The sequence below is a fragment of the Microcoleus sp. w1-18aA5 genome, assembly GCF_036701705.1.
Lineage (GTDB): Bacteria > Cyanobacteriota > Cyanobacteriia > Cyanobacteriales > Microcoleaceae > Microcoleus.
In genome coordinates this window covers 21,669-38,428 of sequence record NZ_JAUPTE010000061.1, presented here as the reverse complement: position 1 = coordinate 38,428, position 16,760 = coordinate 21,669, and the positions used below count along the sequence as shown (strand labels likewise).

Annotated in this window: 14 protein-coding genes; 7 read left to right on the top strand and 7 right to left on the bottom strand. The window is 42.6% G+C overall.

All coding sequences use genetic code 11. The features are described from left to right. Positions 1-58: 58 nt before the first annotated feature. From Q5691_RS20115 to Q5691_RS20100, 4 genes are all read right to left on the bottom strand, one after another. Complete coding sequence (locus Q5691_RS20115; RefSeq protein ID WP_333346587.1) at positions 59-196, bottom strand: type I restriction-modification system subunit M N-terminal domain-containing protein; 138 nt, start codon at positions 194-196, stop codon at positions 59-61. Positions 197-584: 388 nt separating this feature from the next. Next, complete coding sequence (locus tag Q5691_RS20110) at positions 585-2,159, bottom strand: AAA family ATPase (RefSeq protein ID WP_333209035.1); 1,575 nt, start codon at positions 2,157-2,159, stop codon at positions 585-587. Between the two features lie 260 nt (positions 2,160-2,419). Then, complete coding sequence (gene era / locus Q5691_RS20105) at positions 2,420-3,331, bottom strand: GTPase Era (protein ID WP_333209153.1); 912 nt, start codon at positions 3,329-3,331, stop codon at positions 2,420-2,422. A 68-nt stretch (positions 3,332-3,399) separates the two neighbouring features. Then, positions 3,400-3,573 carry a hypothetical protein gene (locus tag Q5691_RS20100; RefSeq protein WP_333209034.1) on the bottom strand — a complete coding sequence of 58 codons (174 nt, stop codon included), beginning with the start codon at positions 3,571-3,573 and terminating at the stop codon, positions 3,400-3,402. Positions 3,574-3,840: 267 nt separating this feature from the next. On the opposite strand from Q5691_RS20100, the gene Q5691_RS20095 reads away from it, so the two are divergent. After that, positions 3,841-4,272, top strand: a complete 432-nt coding sequence (locus Q5691_RS20095) for a hypothetical protein (RefSeq protein WP_333209032.1) — start codon at positions 3,841-3,843, stop codon at positions 4,270-4,272. 439 nt (positions 4,273-4,711) lie between these two features. On the opposite strand, the gene Q5691_RS20090 is transcribed toward Q5691_RS20095, so the two are convergent. Next, on the bottom strand, positions 4,712-4,984 hold the full coding sequence (locus tag Q5691_RS20090; protein WP_333209030.1) for a hypothetical protein: 273 nt from the start codon (positions 4,982-4,984) through the stop codon (positions 4,712-4,714). A gap of 284 nt (positions 4,985-5,268) precedes the next feature. On the opposite strand from Q5691_RS20090, the gene Q5691_RS20085 reads away from it, so the two are divergent. The 4 genes from Q5691_RS20085 (at position 5,269) to Q5691_RS20070 (ending at position 8,093) form a co-directional block, all read left to right on the top strand. After that, positions 5,269-5,955 (top strand): NUDIX hydrolase, encoded by a 687-nt coding sequence (locus Q5691_RS20085; RefSeq protein WP_333209028.1) that lies wholly within the window; start codon positions 5,269-5,271, stop codon positions 5,953-5,955. A gap of 184 nt (positions 5,956-6,139) precedes the next feature. Next, positions 6,140-6,895 carry an ATP-binding cassette domain-containing protein gene (locus Q5691_RS20080; RefSeq protein ID WP_333346583.1) on the top strand — a complete coding sequence of 252 codons (756 nt, stop codon included), beginning with the start codon at positions 6,140-6,142 and terminating at the stop codon, positions 6,893-6,895. Between the two features lie 52 nt (positions 6,896-6,947). Further along, positions 6,948-7,409 carry a DUF29 domain-containing protein gene (locus Q5691_RS20075; RefSeq protein WP_333346580.1) on the top strand — a complete coding sequence of 154 codons (462 nt, stop codon included), beginning with the start codon at positions 6,948-6,950 and terminating at the stop codon, positions 7,407-7,409. Positions 7,410-7,442: 33 nt separating this feature from the next. Further along, positions 7,443-8,093, top strand: coding sequence for an ABC transporter permease (locus Q5691_RS20070; RefSeq protein WP_333209022.1), 651 nt, complete (start codon positions 7,443-7,445; stop codon positions 8,091-8,093). Here the strand turns inward: Q5691_RS20070 and Q5691_RS20065 are convergent. Next, positions 8,080-8,715, bottom strand: coding sequence for a DUF1802 family protein (locus Q5691_RS20065; RefSeq protein WP_333209021.1), 636 nt, complete (start codon positions 8,713-8,715; stop codon positions 8,080-8,082). The two genes, Q5691_RS20070 and Q5691_RS20065, sit on opposite strands and share 14 nt — an antisense overlap. Further along, a complete protein-coding gene (locus Q5691_RS20060; protein WP_333346576.1) occupies positions 8,699-8,980 on the bottom strand; it encodes a hypothetical protein in 282 nt (93 codons plus the stop codon). Before Q5691_RS20060 ends, Q5691_RS20065 begins: the two co-directional genes overlap by 17 nt. 226 nt (positions 8,981-9,206) lie before the next feature. Here Q5691_RS20060 and Q5691_RS20055 point away from each other — a divergent pair, with 226 nt between their 5' ends. Together Q5691_RS20055 and Q5691_RS20050 are read left to right on the top strand one after the other, a co-directional pair. After that, positions 9,207-15,137, top strand: a complete 5,931-nt coding sequence (locus Q5691_RS20055) for an AAA family ATPase (RefSeq protein WP_333346574.1) — start codon at positions 9,207-9,209, stop codon at positions 15,135-15,137. Next, the gene (locus tag Q5691_RS20050) at positions 15,130-16,674 is read left to right on the top strand and encodes a response regulator (RefSeq protein WP_333308373.1); all 1,545 of its coding nucleotides are present in this window, start codon (positions 15,130-15,132) and stop codon (positions 16,672-16,674) included. The genes Q5691_RS20055 and Q5691_RS20050 overlap by 8 nt, the downstream gene beginning before the upstream one ends. Positions 16,675-16,760 lie beyond the last annotated feature (86 nt).

Sequence of the window (16,760 nt, the reverse complement as noted above, 5' to 3'; positions counted from 1 at the left end):
CGAATATTTGCCCAAATGGAATTATCGAGCCGTACCCCAACCTGAGTAATTCATTAAGTTATTTATTTTTCATTCCTAAGCAATAATCCCGAAACTCATCAGCATTCATCTTGCCCCGTAGCGAGTCGGCAATATTCCAGAGTTGAGTTTCTAATTTTTTCTTTTGTCCGTTTTGCCCGTTTTGTCCGTTTGCCATTTATTTCTCGTACTGGGCGATCGCTAGCACCGCCAAAAAGTATTGTCCGATCGGAGTATAGACCCTAACCAGTGTCTAAACATTGAAATCAGGCAAGGAAGCTTTACAGGAATCCAGTCACCCTCATCTCGAAACCCGTAATTGTGCTGCAAGGAAACCTCAAGGTTTTGACTGCGATGGGTTTAAGAGATGAAGTTGCCTAACTTATAATTGTATCGCAGTTGCGGTACAATACTGGATATAATCGAATAATACCGCAGCTTGATGATGTAGGTCAACCCGTTCTTGCTAGCCATCGCATCTCCTTTCCTCGATCGAGTTCGCCGCACGATTCGACTCAATCACTTAAGCCGTCGCACTGAAAATCGAAACATTCATCACAACTTCTTCACGCACGAATCACTGTAATTAACCGACCCATCGGGGTAGTCTGAATTTCAGTTTTCAGTCGTTCTTCTAACTCCGGTGCATTATCTCTGCGATCGAATATCACCAACCACCCTTCATCTTGTCCCAATCGAGCCAAATATCCATCTAACTGTTCCAACCCTTTACTCAACGGATACTCCTGCGGAGTCGCTGCGCTAACGACTTTCCGAGTTCGCCAAACCTTCAGTTCAATTCCCAATGTTACCTCACCATAACGCAAACATAAATCCATTCTGTCGCGTCCGATCGCATATTCCCGCTCCAATGTTCCCCCACCATTAATCACGCGATGCAGAAACGCCATCAACACTAAATGCGGTGCAATTTCGGGATAAGACGCACTTTTGAGTAACGGTTCGCCATGCTGTAGCCAAAAGGCGAGAAACGCTTGCAGAAGTGCCTCGGTTATCAGTTCGCCGCGATCGTTCAACCAACTCGGACTGATAATCGGTAAACTATCTTGCGGCCCTTGCGCCAAAACTCGCGGCAACACTTCTCGATAAATCGGATTGGCGATGACTAAACCCCCGGCTGGATCTCGTTTGAGCAAGCCCAAATCTACGAGATATTGGCGATCGTCACTAGAAGATTCTGGCAATTCTCGTCCGGCTAGCATCGGCTCAATAATGGCTTTAACTCGGTTTTCTCGCAGTCGTTCTGCCAAGCTATCTAAATGCGTATCTTGTCGTTTGATTAAAATTTCTTTGGCTGCCCAAATATGTTCTGATGTTATTTTTATAGATTCATCTGTAACTAATTCTTCTACGATTTCTTTAGCTAAAGCATTCACTAACCAAGGTTGTCCCTGAGTCAGTTCAAAAGCTAAGGCTACGGCTTCAGGTGTAAAAACTTGTCCGGTATCTTGGGTATGTTGCGCGTAGAGTTCGGCGACTTCTTCTGCATTAAAATCTCTCAGAGTAATCGATCGCACTTTAATATTAAACGGACTGGATGTATTGAGTCGATCGCTTCCCCCCGCAGCCACTTTGTAATCGCGAACATCCCGCAAACCAATTAAACCCACCGATTGCGGAAACGCTTTCGGGCGATTGGGATAACCATCGCGCAGTTGTCGCAGAATAGAAATCAACGCTTGGTCTTGCAATGCGTCAATTTCATCGATGAAAATGACCAAAGGACGAGGAGAAGATTGTGCCCACAGGCTGAGTACATGGCCGATTTGCTGTCCCGGTTCCGACGAGGGCCAAGCAGGCGGCTGCAATTCTGGGGGAAGTCGAATCGAAATCGCCCGTCGCCAAGCCCCCAAAATAGCCTCTTCTGCACCAGCAATGTCTTGACTGAAGGGTGCGCCGACTTCTACCGACAGCATCACGGCGGTGTATTGTCCGCTTTCGGTGAGTTGTTTAGCTAACGCTAGCATAGCAGTGGTTTTTCCCACTTGCCGGGGTGCATGGATGACGAAATAGTTGCGTTGAGCGATTAACCGTTCTAAGTTTGGTAAGCGTACCGTGGGCGACAGTGCGTAATGAATGTCTTCTTGGCATGGGCCAGCAGTATTGAACCAACGTGGCATAGGTCAACTGGGGCGAATGGGGCTGCTCTCAGTTTACTGTACTGTTATTGGAAAGGCGTTCTAGTTGTTAAGCGGGGGTTTGTACCGACTCTCGGTACCCGATGAAACTCTCTATGAGCGAAATTCGTGCTCGATTCTTGATTCAAAAAACCTCTTGCAAAAATAATTAGGACGGGCTCTCCGTCCCATCAATTGATGAAAAGGATTTTTTGCAAGAGGTCTAAAGAACGGAAGAACCCCAACTGCCAACTGCCAAAGTTTCACTCTTCCACCCGATAGCCCAATTCCGCCAAACGAGTGCGGGACTGCCGCCACTTCGGCTGTACCTTGACAAATAACTCCAAATATACTTTGCCTTCAATTAACTTTTGAATCTGTTCGCGGGCCGCACTGCCGATCGACTTGAGCATACTGCCGCTTTTACCGATTAAAATGCCTTTTTGGGAATCCCGTTCGACGTGAATTGTCGCCAGAATGCGAGTTATTTTTGCTTCTTCTTGAACTATGTCGATCGCAATTGCTACGGAATGCGGCACTTCTTCCCGCGTCAGCAGCAAAATCTGTTCCCGAATCAATTCGCCCATAATAAAGCGTTCCGGCTGGTCAGTCACCAAATCTGGCGGATAATAGTAAGGCCCAGCCTCCAAATGTTCGATTAACAATTGTTGCAGCGGCTCGACACCCTCGCCCGTGAGAGCGGAAAATTTCACCACTGGCCACTCAGGATTGACAATTTGCTCGTAAGTTCGATCGATCAACACGGAATCCTCCGGTTGTTCGTCCAACTTATTCATCCCCAAAATCACCGGAACTTTGCAATTGCTGAGAATTTCGATAATATATCGATCGCCCCCTCCCGATTCCACGGAACCATCCACCACAAACAGCACCACATCCACCGACTGAATCGCTGTGCGGGCATTCTGCACCAAAACCTTGCCCAATTGGTGGTGCGGCTTGTGAATTCCGGGAGTATCTACAAAAATAATTTGTGCTTCCGGTGTCGTTAGGATGCCCCGCAGCCTGTTACGTGTCGTCTGAGACACCGGCGAAGTAATCGCAATTTTCTGCCCCACCAACTGATTCATCAGCGTTGATTTTCCGACATTCGGGCGTCCGACAATACCCACAAAGCCCGATTTGTAACCCGCCGGAGCCGCGGGAACACCCATAATGTCCGATACGTCGATAAATTTACTGTCTTCCACTAAAATCACCTATTTTCAAGCCCCTTCTCTGTCTATTGTCGCCTGAAAATACTCAAACGGCCATTGGTGCACTCTAGCATCTTTCTCGCCCTGGTATAGCGCGCCACACTCAAAGCTCGATCGAGCCACAAACCAGTGTTAAAACGTGATACGCGATCGGCAAAACTTGATATCTGAGACAAAATTTGATAAAGTTCCAATGACATCGCTCAAAAATGAATCATTCTGGTAAAACCGACTCCCCAATGCTGTAACAACTTCAGATGTGTAAATGTCTAACTCAACTGAAACTCTTTTACAGTTTGTCATGCCAACCAGTTTTAACATTTTTGAAGATGTTTGGTAATAAATTAGGTAAGTTGAACTCAAACTCAAAAGCTCAATATCATCAGGCGCTTTCTCAATAAAAGCTAGTGTCTTTTGAGCATACCTAAATTAGTGCTAATCGTCATAAAGTTGAGGAGATGAATCAGATGAAATCGAAATTATTTTGGAGTTGCTGCACCGTTTTGGTAGCAAGCTTGCCTGTTTCCGCCTTGGCTCAAACAAGCCCTCCTACAAGCCCTCAAGCAGGTATTGACTACAAGGGTGGCTCTAAGAATTACCAGTTGGTACCGGGCAGAATCCAGGACAGAACCTTGCCCAGAGCCTTTGACTTTCCCATTATTACCAATGTTGGTACTGACACTAGCATCACCTCGGATTTCCTAATTACCGATCAGTTTCGTGCCCCAGCGGGTCGTACAGAATACACCGGAGCTCTCACCGCCTGGGCAACATCAATCAGAGAATGTCTGGCCAAACAACCACTCTTGATTCGAGCCAGCACTAAGAACCCGATTCAGATTAATGGTAGAGTAGGCACGATTGTCAGAAACGCAAATAACCGTGCAGTTTGCAAATAAGCCAGCAATATCACGGCGGCTAAATTGACCGTAATTGCTGTAAGGGCGGGTTCACCAATATCTCCCATGCAAGCATCGATACAGTAAACCCGTCACCGCAGCGATATTGGGGTCAATCGAAGCCAGTTGATATAACTTCCGCTATCTTAAAGATAAAAACTAGAGAGTGTTTTTGAACAAAAAGAGCAATAGAAAACCTATTGCTCTTTTTGTTGGCGAAATTGCAATTAATATCTATTAGGACTTCTATGATCGGCTGAAACGACATCATATAAGAGGTTTGTAGTGAGGAATGCAAGTCTTTATCAAAGTTTAAGGACTTGCATTCCTCACTGCAAACGAGATAATTACGCAGAAACCAGCTTTTTTCCCAAAAATCCCGTGAAACCCTAAGAATATGGATTTTAACACCTGGTTTATGAAAGTTTGTCTGCGTAATTCACGATTTAGTAGCGCAAAATTCATGTGTACTCAGTAAAATTTCGCCATAATCAGGAATCCAAGCTAGCCACTGTTCTTCCGAACATTCACACAACAGCCACGCTTCGTCAAAGCTGAATGCGGTTGGCGGATTGAACAATTTAACCCACATAGAAGGAGTCAATTTTGGTGCAGGTACGGCGCAGCCAAATCTTTCCCAGTCGCGGACACTAGCGAAGCTTCCGGGGGTTGGTTGGGATTGCCAAGTACGAATATCTGTTTGCAGTTGCATAACTACTCCTGTCTAGCTAAGAGTCTGCACCAGGGCGCGGTTGAAACAACCCAGAGCGAAGGCGCAGATAAATTTTGATTATGTAGTCTATGTTACCGAATTATATAGGCGAATGTGTAACGTTGTAGCAAAAATTTACAATCGAGAGGAAAAAACGGGCTCAAAGCTGAAAAGGTCGATCTTTTATTGTTGGGTTCGGCAACGATCGCCTACCATAACAAACAACACCTGATATCGTTTCCGGCTGCATCGGAATGATAAATTAGAGGGCAATTCATGAAGGATTGTTACAAGTCGCCACCTATCTCGGCGCAATTTTCAGTTGTTCGATTCACAGTCAACAGTCAACAGTCAACAGTCAACATCATTCCGGTGCAACCGGAATTGATATGATTTATTTCAAAAATTCCCACATGAACCCAACTGCCAAATCCCAGTGGAAAACTCTAGATCGCTTTGTAGAAATCAAGTCTCATTGGGTAAAACTAATCGCCGAACATCTCGAAACAACCGAAGGAAAAACAGTAGAATATTGGCGAGTAGAAAGAGCAGATTCAGTTGTAATCTTGACAATTAAAGCTGAAAAATTTGTGTTTCCCTCACCGATGTATCGCCCCGGCGTGGCATCCGCAACCCTGGATTTTCCCGGCGGTCGCGTACCAGCCGAAGCGACGCCAGCAGAAGCAGTTCCACCTATAATTCAGAGGGAACTAGGCGTGACAGAAAGTGCGATCGCCCGCATCGAACCGATCAACACCGTCGGCTGGGCAATAAACAGTTCATTCTCCAATCAAAAACTCTACGGTTTTGTTGCAGAATTGCATCCGACAGCAATAGTAAACCCCGAACTGATCGGTGCTGAATATCCTGTCACCCCAGACGGAATTCGCGACTTGCTTAAAAAATTAACTTGCCTCCAGTGTCGAGCATTACTGCTAGAATGGCAAAATCAAGTCGATTTTAGATTTTAGATTTTAAAATTGGGAATTGTCCCCCGATGCTCGCTGATTTGAATTTTAGGACTTACGCTCATAAACCCGGTTTCTCTGACAAATCTTGGGTTAAGCAGCAAATTATCTAAGAAAAAAACCGGGTTTATAGCCCCTTGTCTGTAAGTTCTAAAATTCCTGAAAACCCAAATCACCGGAACTAATCATGCCTCTTAATAATGAAGTTGCTGTCGAATGCCTCGACGTGACATATCGCCTTAACCGCAGGCATTTAGTAGAAAAACTCAATTTCAAAGTGCTGCAAGGTGAAGTTTTAGTATTGCTGGGACGCAGCGGGAGTGGCAAAACTACTACCATGAAATTGATTAACAATTTACTAACGCCAAGCAGCGGCGAAGTTCTTGTCATGGGAAAACCGACAACTCAGTGGAACCCAATTCAACTGCGCCGAAACATTGGTTATGTGATTCAAGAAATTGGTTTGTTTCCCCATTTTACCGTCGAGCAAAACGTCGGTTTAGTGCCGAAATTGGAAGGTTGGGAGGGCGATCGTATTCAATCTCGCGTCCGCCAACTGTTAGAATTAGTCAACCTAGACCCCCAGCACTTCGCCAAACGCTATCCCCATCAGTTATCTGGCGGACAGCGGCAGCGGGTAGGCGTCGCCAGAGCACTGGCCGCTGACCCTCCGATATTGTTAATGGATGAACCGTTTGGTGCTTTAGACCCGATTACTCGTCTGGAATTACAGCGGGAATTCGGTCAATTGCAGCAGCAACTCGGCAAAACTGTGATTTTTGTGACTCACGGCATTCAAGAAGCTTTTTTGTTAGCTTCTAGAATTGGTTTGATGCAAGACGGACGGTTAGTTGAATTGGGACCGCCCGATGATTTTCTCAAATCTCAGCATCCAGAAGCTGGGGCATTTCTTGAATGTTTGCAAGTAGCTAAATTTGAATGATTTAGCAAAAATTTGATAATATAGTTTTAGTAACTAAGCTGATAATCAAACGATGCACAGTCTTTACGAGACAGACTTCTATGCTTGGACACAAGAACAAGCCAAGTTACTTCGCAAGTGTCAGTGGAGTCAACTTGACTTGCCAAATTTAATTGAGGAGATTGAATCTTTGGGCAAACAGGAACGTCAAGAACTTAGAAATCGTTTGAGCATTTTGCTGGGACATTTGCTGAAGTGGCAATATCAGCCCCAGCAGCGGAGTCGTAGCTGGCTGTCTACAATTCGAGTGCAGCGGCGGGACACTCAGAGACTGATACAAGATAACCCCAGTCTGAAACCTTACTTGCAAGAAGCTTTCCAAGAAGCTTATCAAAACGGTAGAGATTTGGCAGTAGGAGAAACCGATTTACCTCTCAAAACATTTCCTCAAAATTGCCTTTACAGCTTAGAGGAAATTCTGGACTTTCACTTCTATCCTGGTGCACCAAGTCCTGAAATAGAAAATGATTTATAACGTTAACAGCAATCAGCAATAACCAATTACCCAATGATAATTTTTATCAACCGCTATGGCGCTGAGATAATTAAGCACGCAAGTGAACACTTATATTTAGTAACTGTTGCAATTTTTATCGCTATTATTGTGGGGATTCCTCTGGGGATTTTAGCCACGAGAAAACCCAAATTGAAAAAGTCCATTTTGGGATTTGCTAATATTATGCAAACAATTCCCAGTTTAGCTTTGTTTGGCTTGCTAATCCCGGTACCAGTAGTGGGTGGAATAGGCGATCGCACGGCAATTATCGCCCTCACTCTGTATTCTTTATTGCCCATTATCCGCAATACTTATACTGGTATTGTCGGCGTCGATCCAGCGATTACGGAAGCAGGAAGAGGCATGGGGATGACTGATATGCAACTGTTATGGCAAGTGGAAATTCCCCTGGCGCTGGGCGTGATTCTGGCGGGCGTGCGAGTTGCTGCTGTAATTGCGATCGGACTCGCTACAATCGCCGCTGCAATTGGCGCGGGTGGCTTGGGGGTGTTTATTTTTCGTGGCGTTGCTACCGTCAACAATCAGTTACTTTTGGCTGGGGCAATTCCGGCGGCTTTAATGGCCTTAGCTGCGGATTTTGGGCTGGGTTTGGTAGAAGCGCGCCTCTCGAAAAGTACATTAAAAACTATTAATGAGGACTAGAATCCTGGCTACCTTCCGTCAGCGTTGTCACTATCTGCGAACCCGAAGCATTCGCAGGATTTGCTATCAGATTGCGGATTTCATTGGAGCGTTCCATGTACTCGCGATCGCTCAAAACAGCTTGGCTTCCCTCGATCGAAATAGCATCGGCTAAATCGATCCAAGAACGGCAACCGCCGTATTCAGGAAGGTATGGAATTTCGCGGCTTTCTGCAAGGCGATAAGCCCGCAGCAATAAAATATAAATTGGCTGAGCTTGTTTCCATTTTAGGCGATCGCTGACAAAACTTTCATTCCAAATATGGTAAGGAAATAGCGCAGTAATTGCCGGTTCCCAAGCTACCAAAAAAACATCAGTAATCTCCGCCCAACTGCCAATTCTAATAACTTCAGGATGCCAACCAGATTCGACAGTCTTGACTTGATGTGCAAACTCCGGCTTTAATAAACCCGGCTGTTGGTGTTCAAAAGTTGGATACAGCAAAACCTGTTTGTCAGTGACATTAAACTGTCCTGCTTGCTCGCGAATTCCCCCCTTCCGCAACAGCACAATCGTTTGACCTTGTTCCAAAGCATTAACTGCTACATCCCATTCTTTCAGCGCCCTAGTAGTTGATTTCATAAAAAGTTAGTTGAGTTTTAACCAAAATAACAAAAAGCGGTAATTCCAAGCAAGTACAGCCATTTCTTCCTGTTAAAATAAGGTAGTGCTGACCATGCAAGACTACCTTATTTTGATAAAGACAATAATTGGTTGCACTACATACTGAGCTAACTACTTTTCTTTTTATTACTCTAACCGATAAAATAATCCTCTCTTCAGTGTCCCAGCTATCCTCTACTATCACACCCGGTAGATTCAGCAGTTTTGTCGTTAATTTTTTCATGAGTTTACTTAAATACTTAATAAAGTTTAAAGATTTTCGCATATATATTAAGTACCAAACAAGCATATTGAGATTTGTTAAAATTTAAATATTATTCAAAAAGCTTAGATTATACTTTTTTAAAGTGCATAGAAAATAGTTTTTTTAATTCGGTTCTGTCATAAATATCAGTATCTTTACTAAAATACCGCCTGCAGTTCAATTTTTTATTAGTGAAATTACGGACATGAGTATTACTATTTTCGGTTACAACCTCAGTGAAGCCATTTACGAAAGTGTCAATACTATTATTTATCGCGGCACCAAAGATATTGATGGAACCTCAGCAATTATCAAAACCTTCAAAGCTGAGTATCCGACAATCGAAGAAATTTCCCGCTTAAGACACGAACATAAAATCCTCAGACATTTAGACAGTGAAGGAATAGTTAAGCCCATAGCCTTAGAAAACTATCATAACAGTTTAGCACTGATAGTAGAAAATTTTAGCGGTCAATCTTTAAAAGATTTTCTTAACAATCAATCCTTGGCGATAGACGCATTTATAAAAATCGGAATTCAGTTGGCAACAACTCTTGGAGACATCCATCAGAGTAATGTTATCCATAAAGACATTAAACCCCAAAATATATTAATTAACCCAGATACAAACGAAGTAAAAATCATTGATTTTAGCATTGCTTCTCTCTTAGAGCGAGAAAATCCAACCGTCACCAATCCCAACGTATTAGAAGGAACTCTTGCTTATATGTCGCCGGAACAAACTGGCAGAATGAACCGCTCAGTTGACTACCGCACCGACTTTTACTCTCTCGGTATTACATTTTATGAAATGCTGACGGGTAAGCTACCTTTTTCCGCAAAAGACCCCCTGGAATTCGTTCATTGCCATATAGCTAAAGCACCAATAGCACCTAAAAAGCTGAATCCAGAAATCCCGGATGCAGTTTCTGAAATTGTAATGAAATTATTATCTAAAACTGCTGAAGATAGATATCAAAGTGCTTTCGGAATAAAAATTGACTTGGAAACCTGCCAGCAGATGCTTTCTTCTGGAGAGATTTCCCACTTTATTATAGGTCAACTAGATTCCTACAGCCAGTTTCTGATTCCGCAAAAACTCTATGGACGGGAAATAGAAGTTGCTAGTTTGCTAGAAGCCTTCGCTCGCGTCAGTAATGGTACAACGGAAATGATGTTAGTTTCCGGTTATTCAGGTATCGGCAAATCTTCCTTAGTTAACGAAGTTGATAAACCTATAGTCGGAGCACGAGGGTATTTTATTTCGGGTAAATTTGACCAATTTAAGCGGAATATTCCTTATGCTTCTTTAATTCAAGCATTTCAAGGATTGATGCGGCAACTGCTGACTGAAAATTCGGATAAAATAGCAATTTGGAAAGCTAAAATTCTCGAAACACTTGGTACCAATGGGCAAATTATTATTGAGGTTATTCCCGAAGTAGAAAAGATTATTGATCCACAGCCTGCGGTTCCGACTTTGGGACCCACTGAATCTCAAAACCGATTTAATCGAGTGTTTCAAAAATTTATACAGGTGTTTAGTAAAGCCGAACACCCCCTAGTTATATTTTTGGATGACTTGCAGTGGGCAGATTCGGCTTCCCTCAAGCTTATCCAGCTAATTATGACCGATCCAGATAGTAAATATCTGCTATTAATTGGGGCTTATCGGGATAATGAAGTCAGTGCCACTCATCCCTTAATTTATACTTTAGAGCAAATTCAAAATACCAGGGCGATAGTAAATAATATTATCCTCCAACCTTTGGATATATCTCATGTCAACCAATTAGTGAGTGAAACCCTTCGCAGTCAAATTTCCCAAGTTTTGACCCTGGCTGAGTTAGTTTTTCAGAAAACCCAGGGGAATCCCTTCTTCTTAACTCAACTGCTCAAGTCTCTTTATCAAGACAAACTCCTATCCTTTGATTTCAATCAAGTTTGTTGGCAGTGGGATATCCAACTGCTTCAAAGCATTGATATCAGCGATAATGTTGTCGAATTGATGGTCAGCCAAATTCAAAAGCTATCGTCCCCGACGCAGAATGTCTTAAAATTAGCTGCTTGTATAGGAGATAAATTTAGTTTAGAAGTTGTGGCAATTGCTAATAAAAAATCTCAGTCAGAGACGGCAAGGGATTTATGGGAAGCGCTACAAGCTGGTTTCGTTATACCACTAAATAATTCCTACAAAATCCCCCTGCTATTTGACTCGGAAATATCTACAGAAGACTCAACGGATCAGTTTAATGTCACCTACAAGTTTTTGCATGACCGAGTGCAACAGGCATCTTATTCTCTGATACCCGACGAGCAGAAAAAAGAAACTCACCGAAAAATTGGTCAGCTACTGCTGAATTCCACAACCCCTGAAGAACGAAAAGAAAATATCTTTGCGCTGGTTAACCAACTAAATTATGGAACGGATTTAATTACTTTGGAGTTGGAAAGATATGAGTTGGCAGAACTCAATCTGATCGCGGGACAGAAAGCCAAAACTGCCACAGCTTATGAGTCGGCTGTCAAATATTTGAATGTAGGTTTAGGACTACTCCCGGAGAATAGCTGGGAGAGTCAATATAATCTGACGTTTAACCTCCATCTGGAAGCAGCAGAAACTGAATATATAAACACTAATTATGAGCGAGCGGAACACTTATCTAAGACGACACTGAAACAATCGAAAACTCTTTTGGAAAGAGGCAAGGTCTACGAACTTATAATTCAATTAGAGATGTCTCAAAATCGGAGAATATCAGCTATAGATAATGGACTCGTCGTTCTGGAAATGTTCGGGATTAGCTTAGAGCCAGAACCACCTCAAGAACTGATAGTTGATGATTTAGCAAACTTGCCGACAATGACAGCTCCCGATAAAGTCGCGGCTATGCGAATATTAAATCTTATTATAACACCAGCTTTTATTGTAAATCCGGCGATGTTTCCGCGAATTCTTTATACAAAAATAGCCTTGTCTATTAAGTATGGGAATTCGCCTGAATCGGCTTTTGCTTATGTTTGGTATGGAGTGCTACTCTGTGGAGGATTAGGAGACATAGATTCTGGATATCGATTTGGCAACTTAGCTATTTATTTACTAGAAAAATTTAACGCTATTACCCTTAAATCAAAAATAGTTTGTATATTTAATTGTCTAGCAAGGTTTTGGAAAGATCCGCTTAATGCCACCCTAGAATCTTTGGTTGATGCAATTCAAAGTGGTATAGAAACGGGAGATATAGAATATGCTTGTCACAGTATAGCAAATTATTGCAATCACTTACTTTTTAGCGGGGGAGAGCTACAAAAAATTGAGCTAGAACAGGCAAAGTATGTTTGTATGACCATTCAGCTCAAACAAGAATATGATACTTTGTTTGTGAAAGTTCACCAGCAAATAGTTGACAATTTACTGGACAAAAACTCAGACAAATACCATTTACTAGGCGCAAGCTTTAATGAAGAAGAACTACTGCCGGGAATTATAGCTTCTAATAATGGGACTTTGCTCTATGCCTATTATGCCGGTAAAATGATGCTATCTTATTTATTTAAAGAGTTTGATCAAACAGTGGTAATTGCTCATTTAGCATTAAAATATGCCAGCATGGGTGCCGGATTAATCCACATGAGTATCGACAACTTTTACCATTCTCTTTCCCTCCTAGCACTTTATCCAAAAGCCTCGCAAAAAGATAAAGAAAAATATCTAAGTGTAGTAGCAGCTAACCAAGGAAGAATGAAGACTTGGGCGTTCCATGCGCCGTGCAATTTTCAGCACAAGTATGAGTTAGTAGAAGCAGAAAAAGCGCGGATTTTGGGACAACCTTTAGAAGCCAGCGATTATTACGATCGCGCCATAGCAGGAGCCAAAGAACAGGGATATATCCAAGAAGAAGCATTAGCCAACGAATTAGCAGGAGACTTTTATTTTTCCCGTTCTAAATATAAAATTGCTCGGATTTATTTAACCGATGCTCGCTACGGATATAGTCGCTGGGGAGCGAAAGCTATAGTCAAAGATTTAGAAGCCAGATATCCTCAAATACTTTCCCGGATAGCCAAGCCAGAAAGTCAAGGTAGCCCGGTCACGATGATCACTAGCTCGACGAGTGCAGCGAGTGGCGCACTAGATTTAGCGACTGTCATCAAAGCCTCTCAAGCTCTCTCTGGCGAAATTGTGTTGACTAATTTGTTAGCGAAATTGATGAAAATAGCGATCGAGAATGCGGGTGCTCAAAGTGGCATTTTCATTTTAGACAAAGCTGGAAATCTACTCATTGAAGCTTATGGCACTGTAGATGGCGATGTAGAAGTGCTGCAAAGAATACCAGTGGAAAACACTAAGCAACTACCCATATCTTTGATTAACTATGTTGCCAGAACTCAGGAAAATGTGGTATTAAACGATGCGAGTTGTGAAGGAACCTTCACGGCGGATACTTATATCGTCAACCAAAAACCCAAGTCAGTATTATGTACTCCCATAGTCCATCAAGGAAAACTTACTGGCATTCTTTACTTAGAAAATAATCTCACAACTGGTGCTTTTACTCCAGATCGTTTAGAAGTTTTACAACTTTTATCTTCTCAAGCAGCTATTTCAATTGAAAATGCCCGTCTTTATAACGATTTGGAAGGAGCAAATGCTACTTTAGAAGCGAAGGTGGCAGAAAGAACGCAACAGTTACAAGAAAAAAATATCGATTTACAAAAAGCAGAAGAATTAGCGAAGGCCGCCAACTCTGCCAAGAGTGAGTTTCTTGCTAATATGAGCCACGAGCTCCGAACGCCACTTAATGGCATTTTGGGTTACACCCAAATCCTCAAACGACAAAAAAACTTGGCTGACCAGCAAAAAGATGGTCTGAACGTGATTAGTCAGTGTGGCGAACACCTCTTAACCCTAATTAACGATATTTTAGATCTCTCCAAAATCGAAGCCCGAAAAATGGAAATCCACTTGAGTAATTTCCATTTCTCACAATTTTTGGAAGGTCTGGCTGAAATTTGCAATATTCGGGCAGAACAAAAGGGAATCTCCCTGATTTACGAGCCCATTACCCAACTACCTATTGCCGTCCAAGGTGATGAAAAACGCTTGCGTCAAGTTTTAATCAATTTACTCGGCAATGCGATTAAGTTTACCGAAAAAGGTGGCGTGGCATTCAAAGTAGGATATCAGGATGGCAAAATCCGGTTTCAAGTGGAAGATACTGGAGTGGGTATGGCATCAGAGCAATTGCAAGACATATTTTTGCCTTTTCACCAAGTAGGAGAAGCCAACCTGAAGGTTGAAGGAACCGGGTTGGGACTCGCAATTAGTCGCCAATTAGTCCAGATGATGGGCGGTGAAATAAAGGTGAAGAGTACATTAGGACAAGGGAGCATTTTCTGGTTCGATTTAGATTTGCCAGAGGTATCGGAATGGGCGACTAATGCAGCCAAAGCCAATGCCCACACAATCGTTGGTTTCAAAGGCCGAAAGCTAAAAATTCTCATAGCTGACGACAAGTGGCAGAATCGCTCGATCATAGCGGGAATGCTTCAGCCGTTAGGATTTGAAATTCTGGAAGCAACGGAGGGTCAGGACTGTTTAAACAAGGTGGTGGAGTATAATCCCGACTGTATTTTGATGGACTTGATGATGCCAGTAATGAGCGGCTTAGAAGCAACGCGCCGGATTCGCAAATCATCAGATCAGACTAATTTAGTGGTGATTGCTACTTCGGCCAGCGTTTTTGATTTCGATCGACAACAAAGTGTCGAGGTAGGTTGTAATGATTTTATTCCCAAACCGATACGGATAGAGGAGCTTTTAGAAAAATTACGTACTCATTTAGGGTTAGAATGGATTTATGAAGAAAATCTGGAAAAGATTAGGAAAGCAGAAGGAGAAAAAAAATCTCTAAGTTCTGAAATTGTAGCTCCCCCCGATGAGGAAATCGCCGTTCTATTCGATCTAGCGATGATGGGCGATCTCCGAGGGATTGCGGAGCGAGCTGCAAAACTAGAACAACTCAATGAGCAATGGGTTCCCTTTGCTACCCATCTGCGCCAGTTAGCGAAAGGATTTGAAGAACAACAAATCCTAGAGTTTATTAAACAATATAGGACGACAACCAATGAGTAGTGAAATTGCCGAACAAAGCACCATTTTAATCGTAGATGACACCCCGACTAATTTAGGTGTCCTGTTCGATTTTTTGGCTGATTTTGGCTTTAAAGTATTGGTAGCTAGGGATGGTCAAAGTGCTCTCCAGAAGGTCGCATATGCTGCGCCCGATCTGATCCTGTTGGATGTGCTTATGCCAGGAATAGATGGGTTTGAAACTTGTCGCCGTTTGAAAGCTAATGAATTAACGAGAGACATTCCCGTGATTTTTATGACGGCTCTTGCTGATACGGTGGATAAGGTTAAAGGTTTGAGTCTGGGTGCGGTCGATTATATCACTAAGCCTCTTCAGCATGAAGAGGTTTTGGCTCGTGTTAATGTCCACATGAAGCTCCGCAATTTGTCGAAGAAACTCTTAGAGCAAAATGTGTGCTTGCAAGCAGAAATCGAACAGCGTGTTAAAGCGGAATCTTTGCTCTTGAAGCTGGCATCGGAGTTGGAAAGGCGAGTTGAGGAAAGGACGGCTGAACTTTTCCAATCCAATCAATTGCTTCAACAGGAGATTCAAGAGCGTCTGCAAGCAGAGGCAGGATTGCAACAATCGGAAGCTTTATTGCGAACCCAAACTCAATGTTTAGAAAAGGCTTTTAGAGAATTGCAAATCACGCAGACTAAACTTGTGCAGAGTGAAAAAATGTCTTGTCTAGGTCAGCTTGTTGCAGGTGTAGCCCATGAAATAAATAATCCCGTTAATTTTATTTTTGGGAATCTTTCTTATGCCGATGATTATACCCAAAATTTGATTGATCTCGTCAATCTTTATCACCAAGAATTTCCGGATGCAGGACCAAAAGTTGAACAGAAAATAGAGGAAATAGAATTAGGTTTCTTGGTTGAAGACTTACCTAAATTGCTGAGTTCAATGAAGGTAGGTGTTGACCGGATTCGCGAAATTGTTCAGTCGCTGCGAATCTTCTCGCGATTGGATGAATCTGAAATGAAACCGGTGGATATTCACCAGGGTATTGATAGCACTCTGTTAATTTTGCACAACCGTGTTAAAGGAAGGGGCGATCGACCTGCAATTGAGGTGGTCAAAGAATTCGGCAATCTGCCTCTGGTAGAGTGTTATGCGGGTCAGCTTAACCAGGTGTTTATGAATCTTGTTGCTAATGCGATTGATGCCATAGATGATTATAATACGACGCGATCCTTAAGTGAAATGAAAGCTAATCCTTCTCAGATTTTTATTCGCACTGAGGTCACGGAATCTAATCGAGTGTTAATTCATTTTACGGATAACGGGCCGGGGATGACAGAAGAAATTAGCCAACACCTATTTGAGCCATTTTTTACTACTAAGCCTATCGGGAAGGGTACTGGTATTGGGCTGTCCATTTCCCATCAGATTGTAGTGGATAAACACGGGGGCAAGCTCAATTGTATTTCAGCTCCTAATCAGGGGGCAATCTTTATTATTGATATTCCAATTCACCAGAAAATTTTGGCTACTAATTTAATTACGATGTCTAAAACAGCTATGGGTATTTCTTAGTTAATTTTAACTGAAGGCGAGTTCAATAAGTTTTAAGGGTTGCACGACTATATCAAAATCGATCAGGCAGGGGGATATTCCCCTAC

What these genes read in the sequence shown, in the direction of transcription:
- Q5691_RS20115 (WP_333346587.1), bottom strand. Translation starts at nt 196, where the DNA reads ATGGCAAACGGACAAAACGGGCAAAACGGACAAAAGAAAAAATTAGAA.
- Q5691_RS20110 (WP_333209035.1), bottom strand. Translation starts at nt 2,159, where the DNA reads ATGCCACGTTGGTTCAATACTGCTGGCCCATGCCAAGAAGACATTCAT.
- era (WP_333209153.1), bottom strand. Translation starts at nt 3,331, where the DNA reads ATGGGTGTTCCCGCGGCTCCGGCGGGTTACAAATCGGGCTTTGTGGGT.
- Q5691_RS20100 (WP_333209034.1), bottom strand. Translation starts at nt 3,573, where the DNA reads ATGTCATTGGAACTTTATCAAATTTTGTCTCAGATATCAAGTTTTGCC.
- Q5691_RS20095 (WP_333209032.1), top strand. Translation starts at nt 3,841, where the DNA reads ATGAAATCGAAATTATTTTGGAGTTGCTGCACCGTTTTGGTAGCAAGC.
- Q5691_RS20090 (WP_333209030.1), bottom strand. Translation starts at nt 4,984, where the DNA reads ATGCAACTGCAAACAGATATTCGTACTTGGCAATCCCAACCAACCCCC.
- Q5691_RS20080 (WP_333346583.1), top strand. Translation starts at nt 6,140, where the DNA reads ATGCCTCTTAATAATGAAGTTGCTGTCGAATGCCTCGACGTGACATAT.
- Q5691_RS20075 (WP_333346580.1), top strand. Translation starts at nt 6,948, where the DNA reads ATGCACAGTCTTTACGAGACAGACTTCTATGCTTGGACACAAGAACAA.
- Q5691_RS20070 (WP_333209022.1), top strand. Translation starts at nt 7,443, where the DNA reads ATGATAATTTTTATCAACCGCTATGGCGCTGAGATAATTAAGCACGCA.
- Q5691_RS20065 (WP_333209021.1), bottom strand. Translation starts at nt 8,715, where the DNA reads ATGAAATCAACTACTAGGGCGCTGAAAGAATGGGATGTAGCAGTTAAT.
- Q5691_RS20060 (WP_333346576.1), bottom strand. Translation starts at nt 8,980, where the DNA reads ATGAAAAAATTAACGACAAAACTGCTGAATCTACCGGGTGTGATAGTA.
- Q5691_RS20055 (WP_333346574.1), top strand. Translation starts at nt 9,207, where the DNA reads ATGAGTATTACTATTTTCGGTTACAACCTCAGTGAAGCCATTTACGAA.
- Q5691_RS20050 (WP_333308373.1), top strand. Translation starts at nt 15,130, where the DNA reads ATGAGTAGTGAAATTGCCGAACAAAGCACCATTTTAATCGTAGATGAC.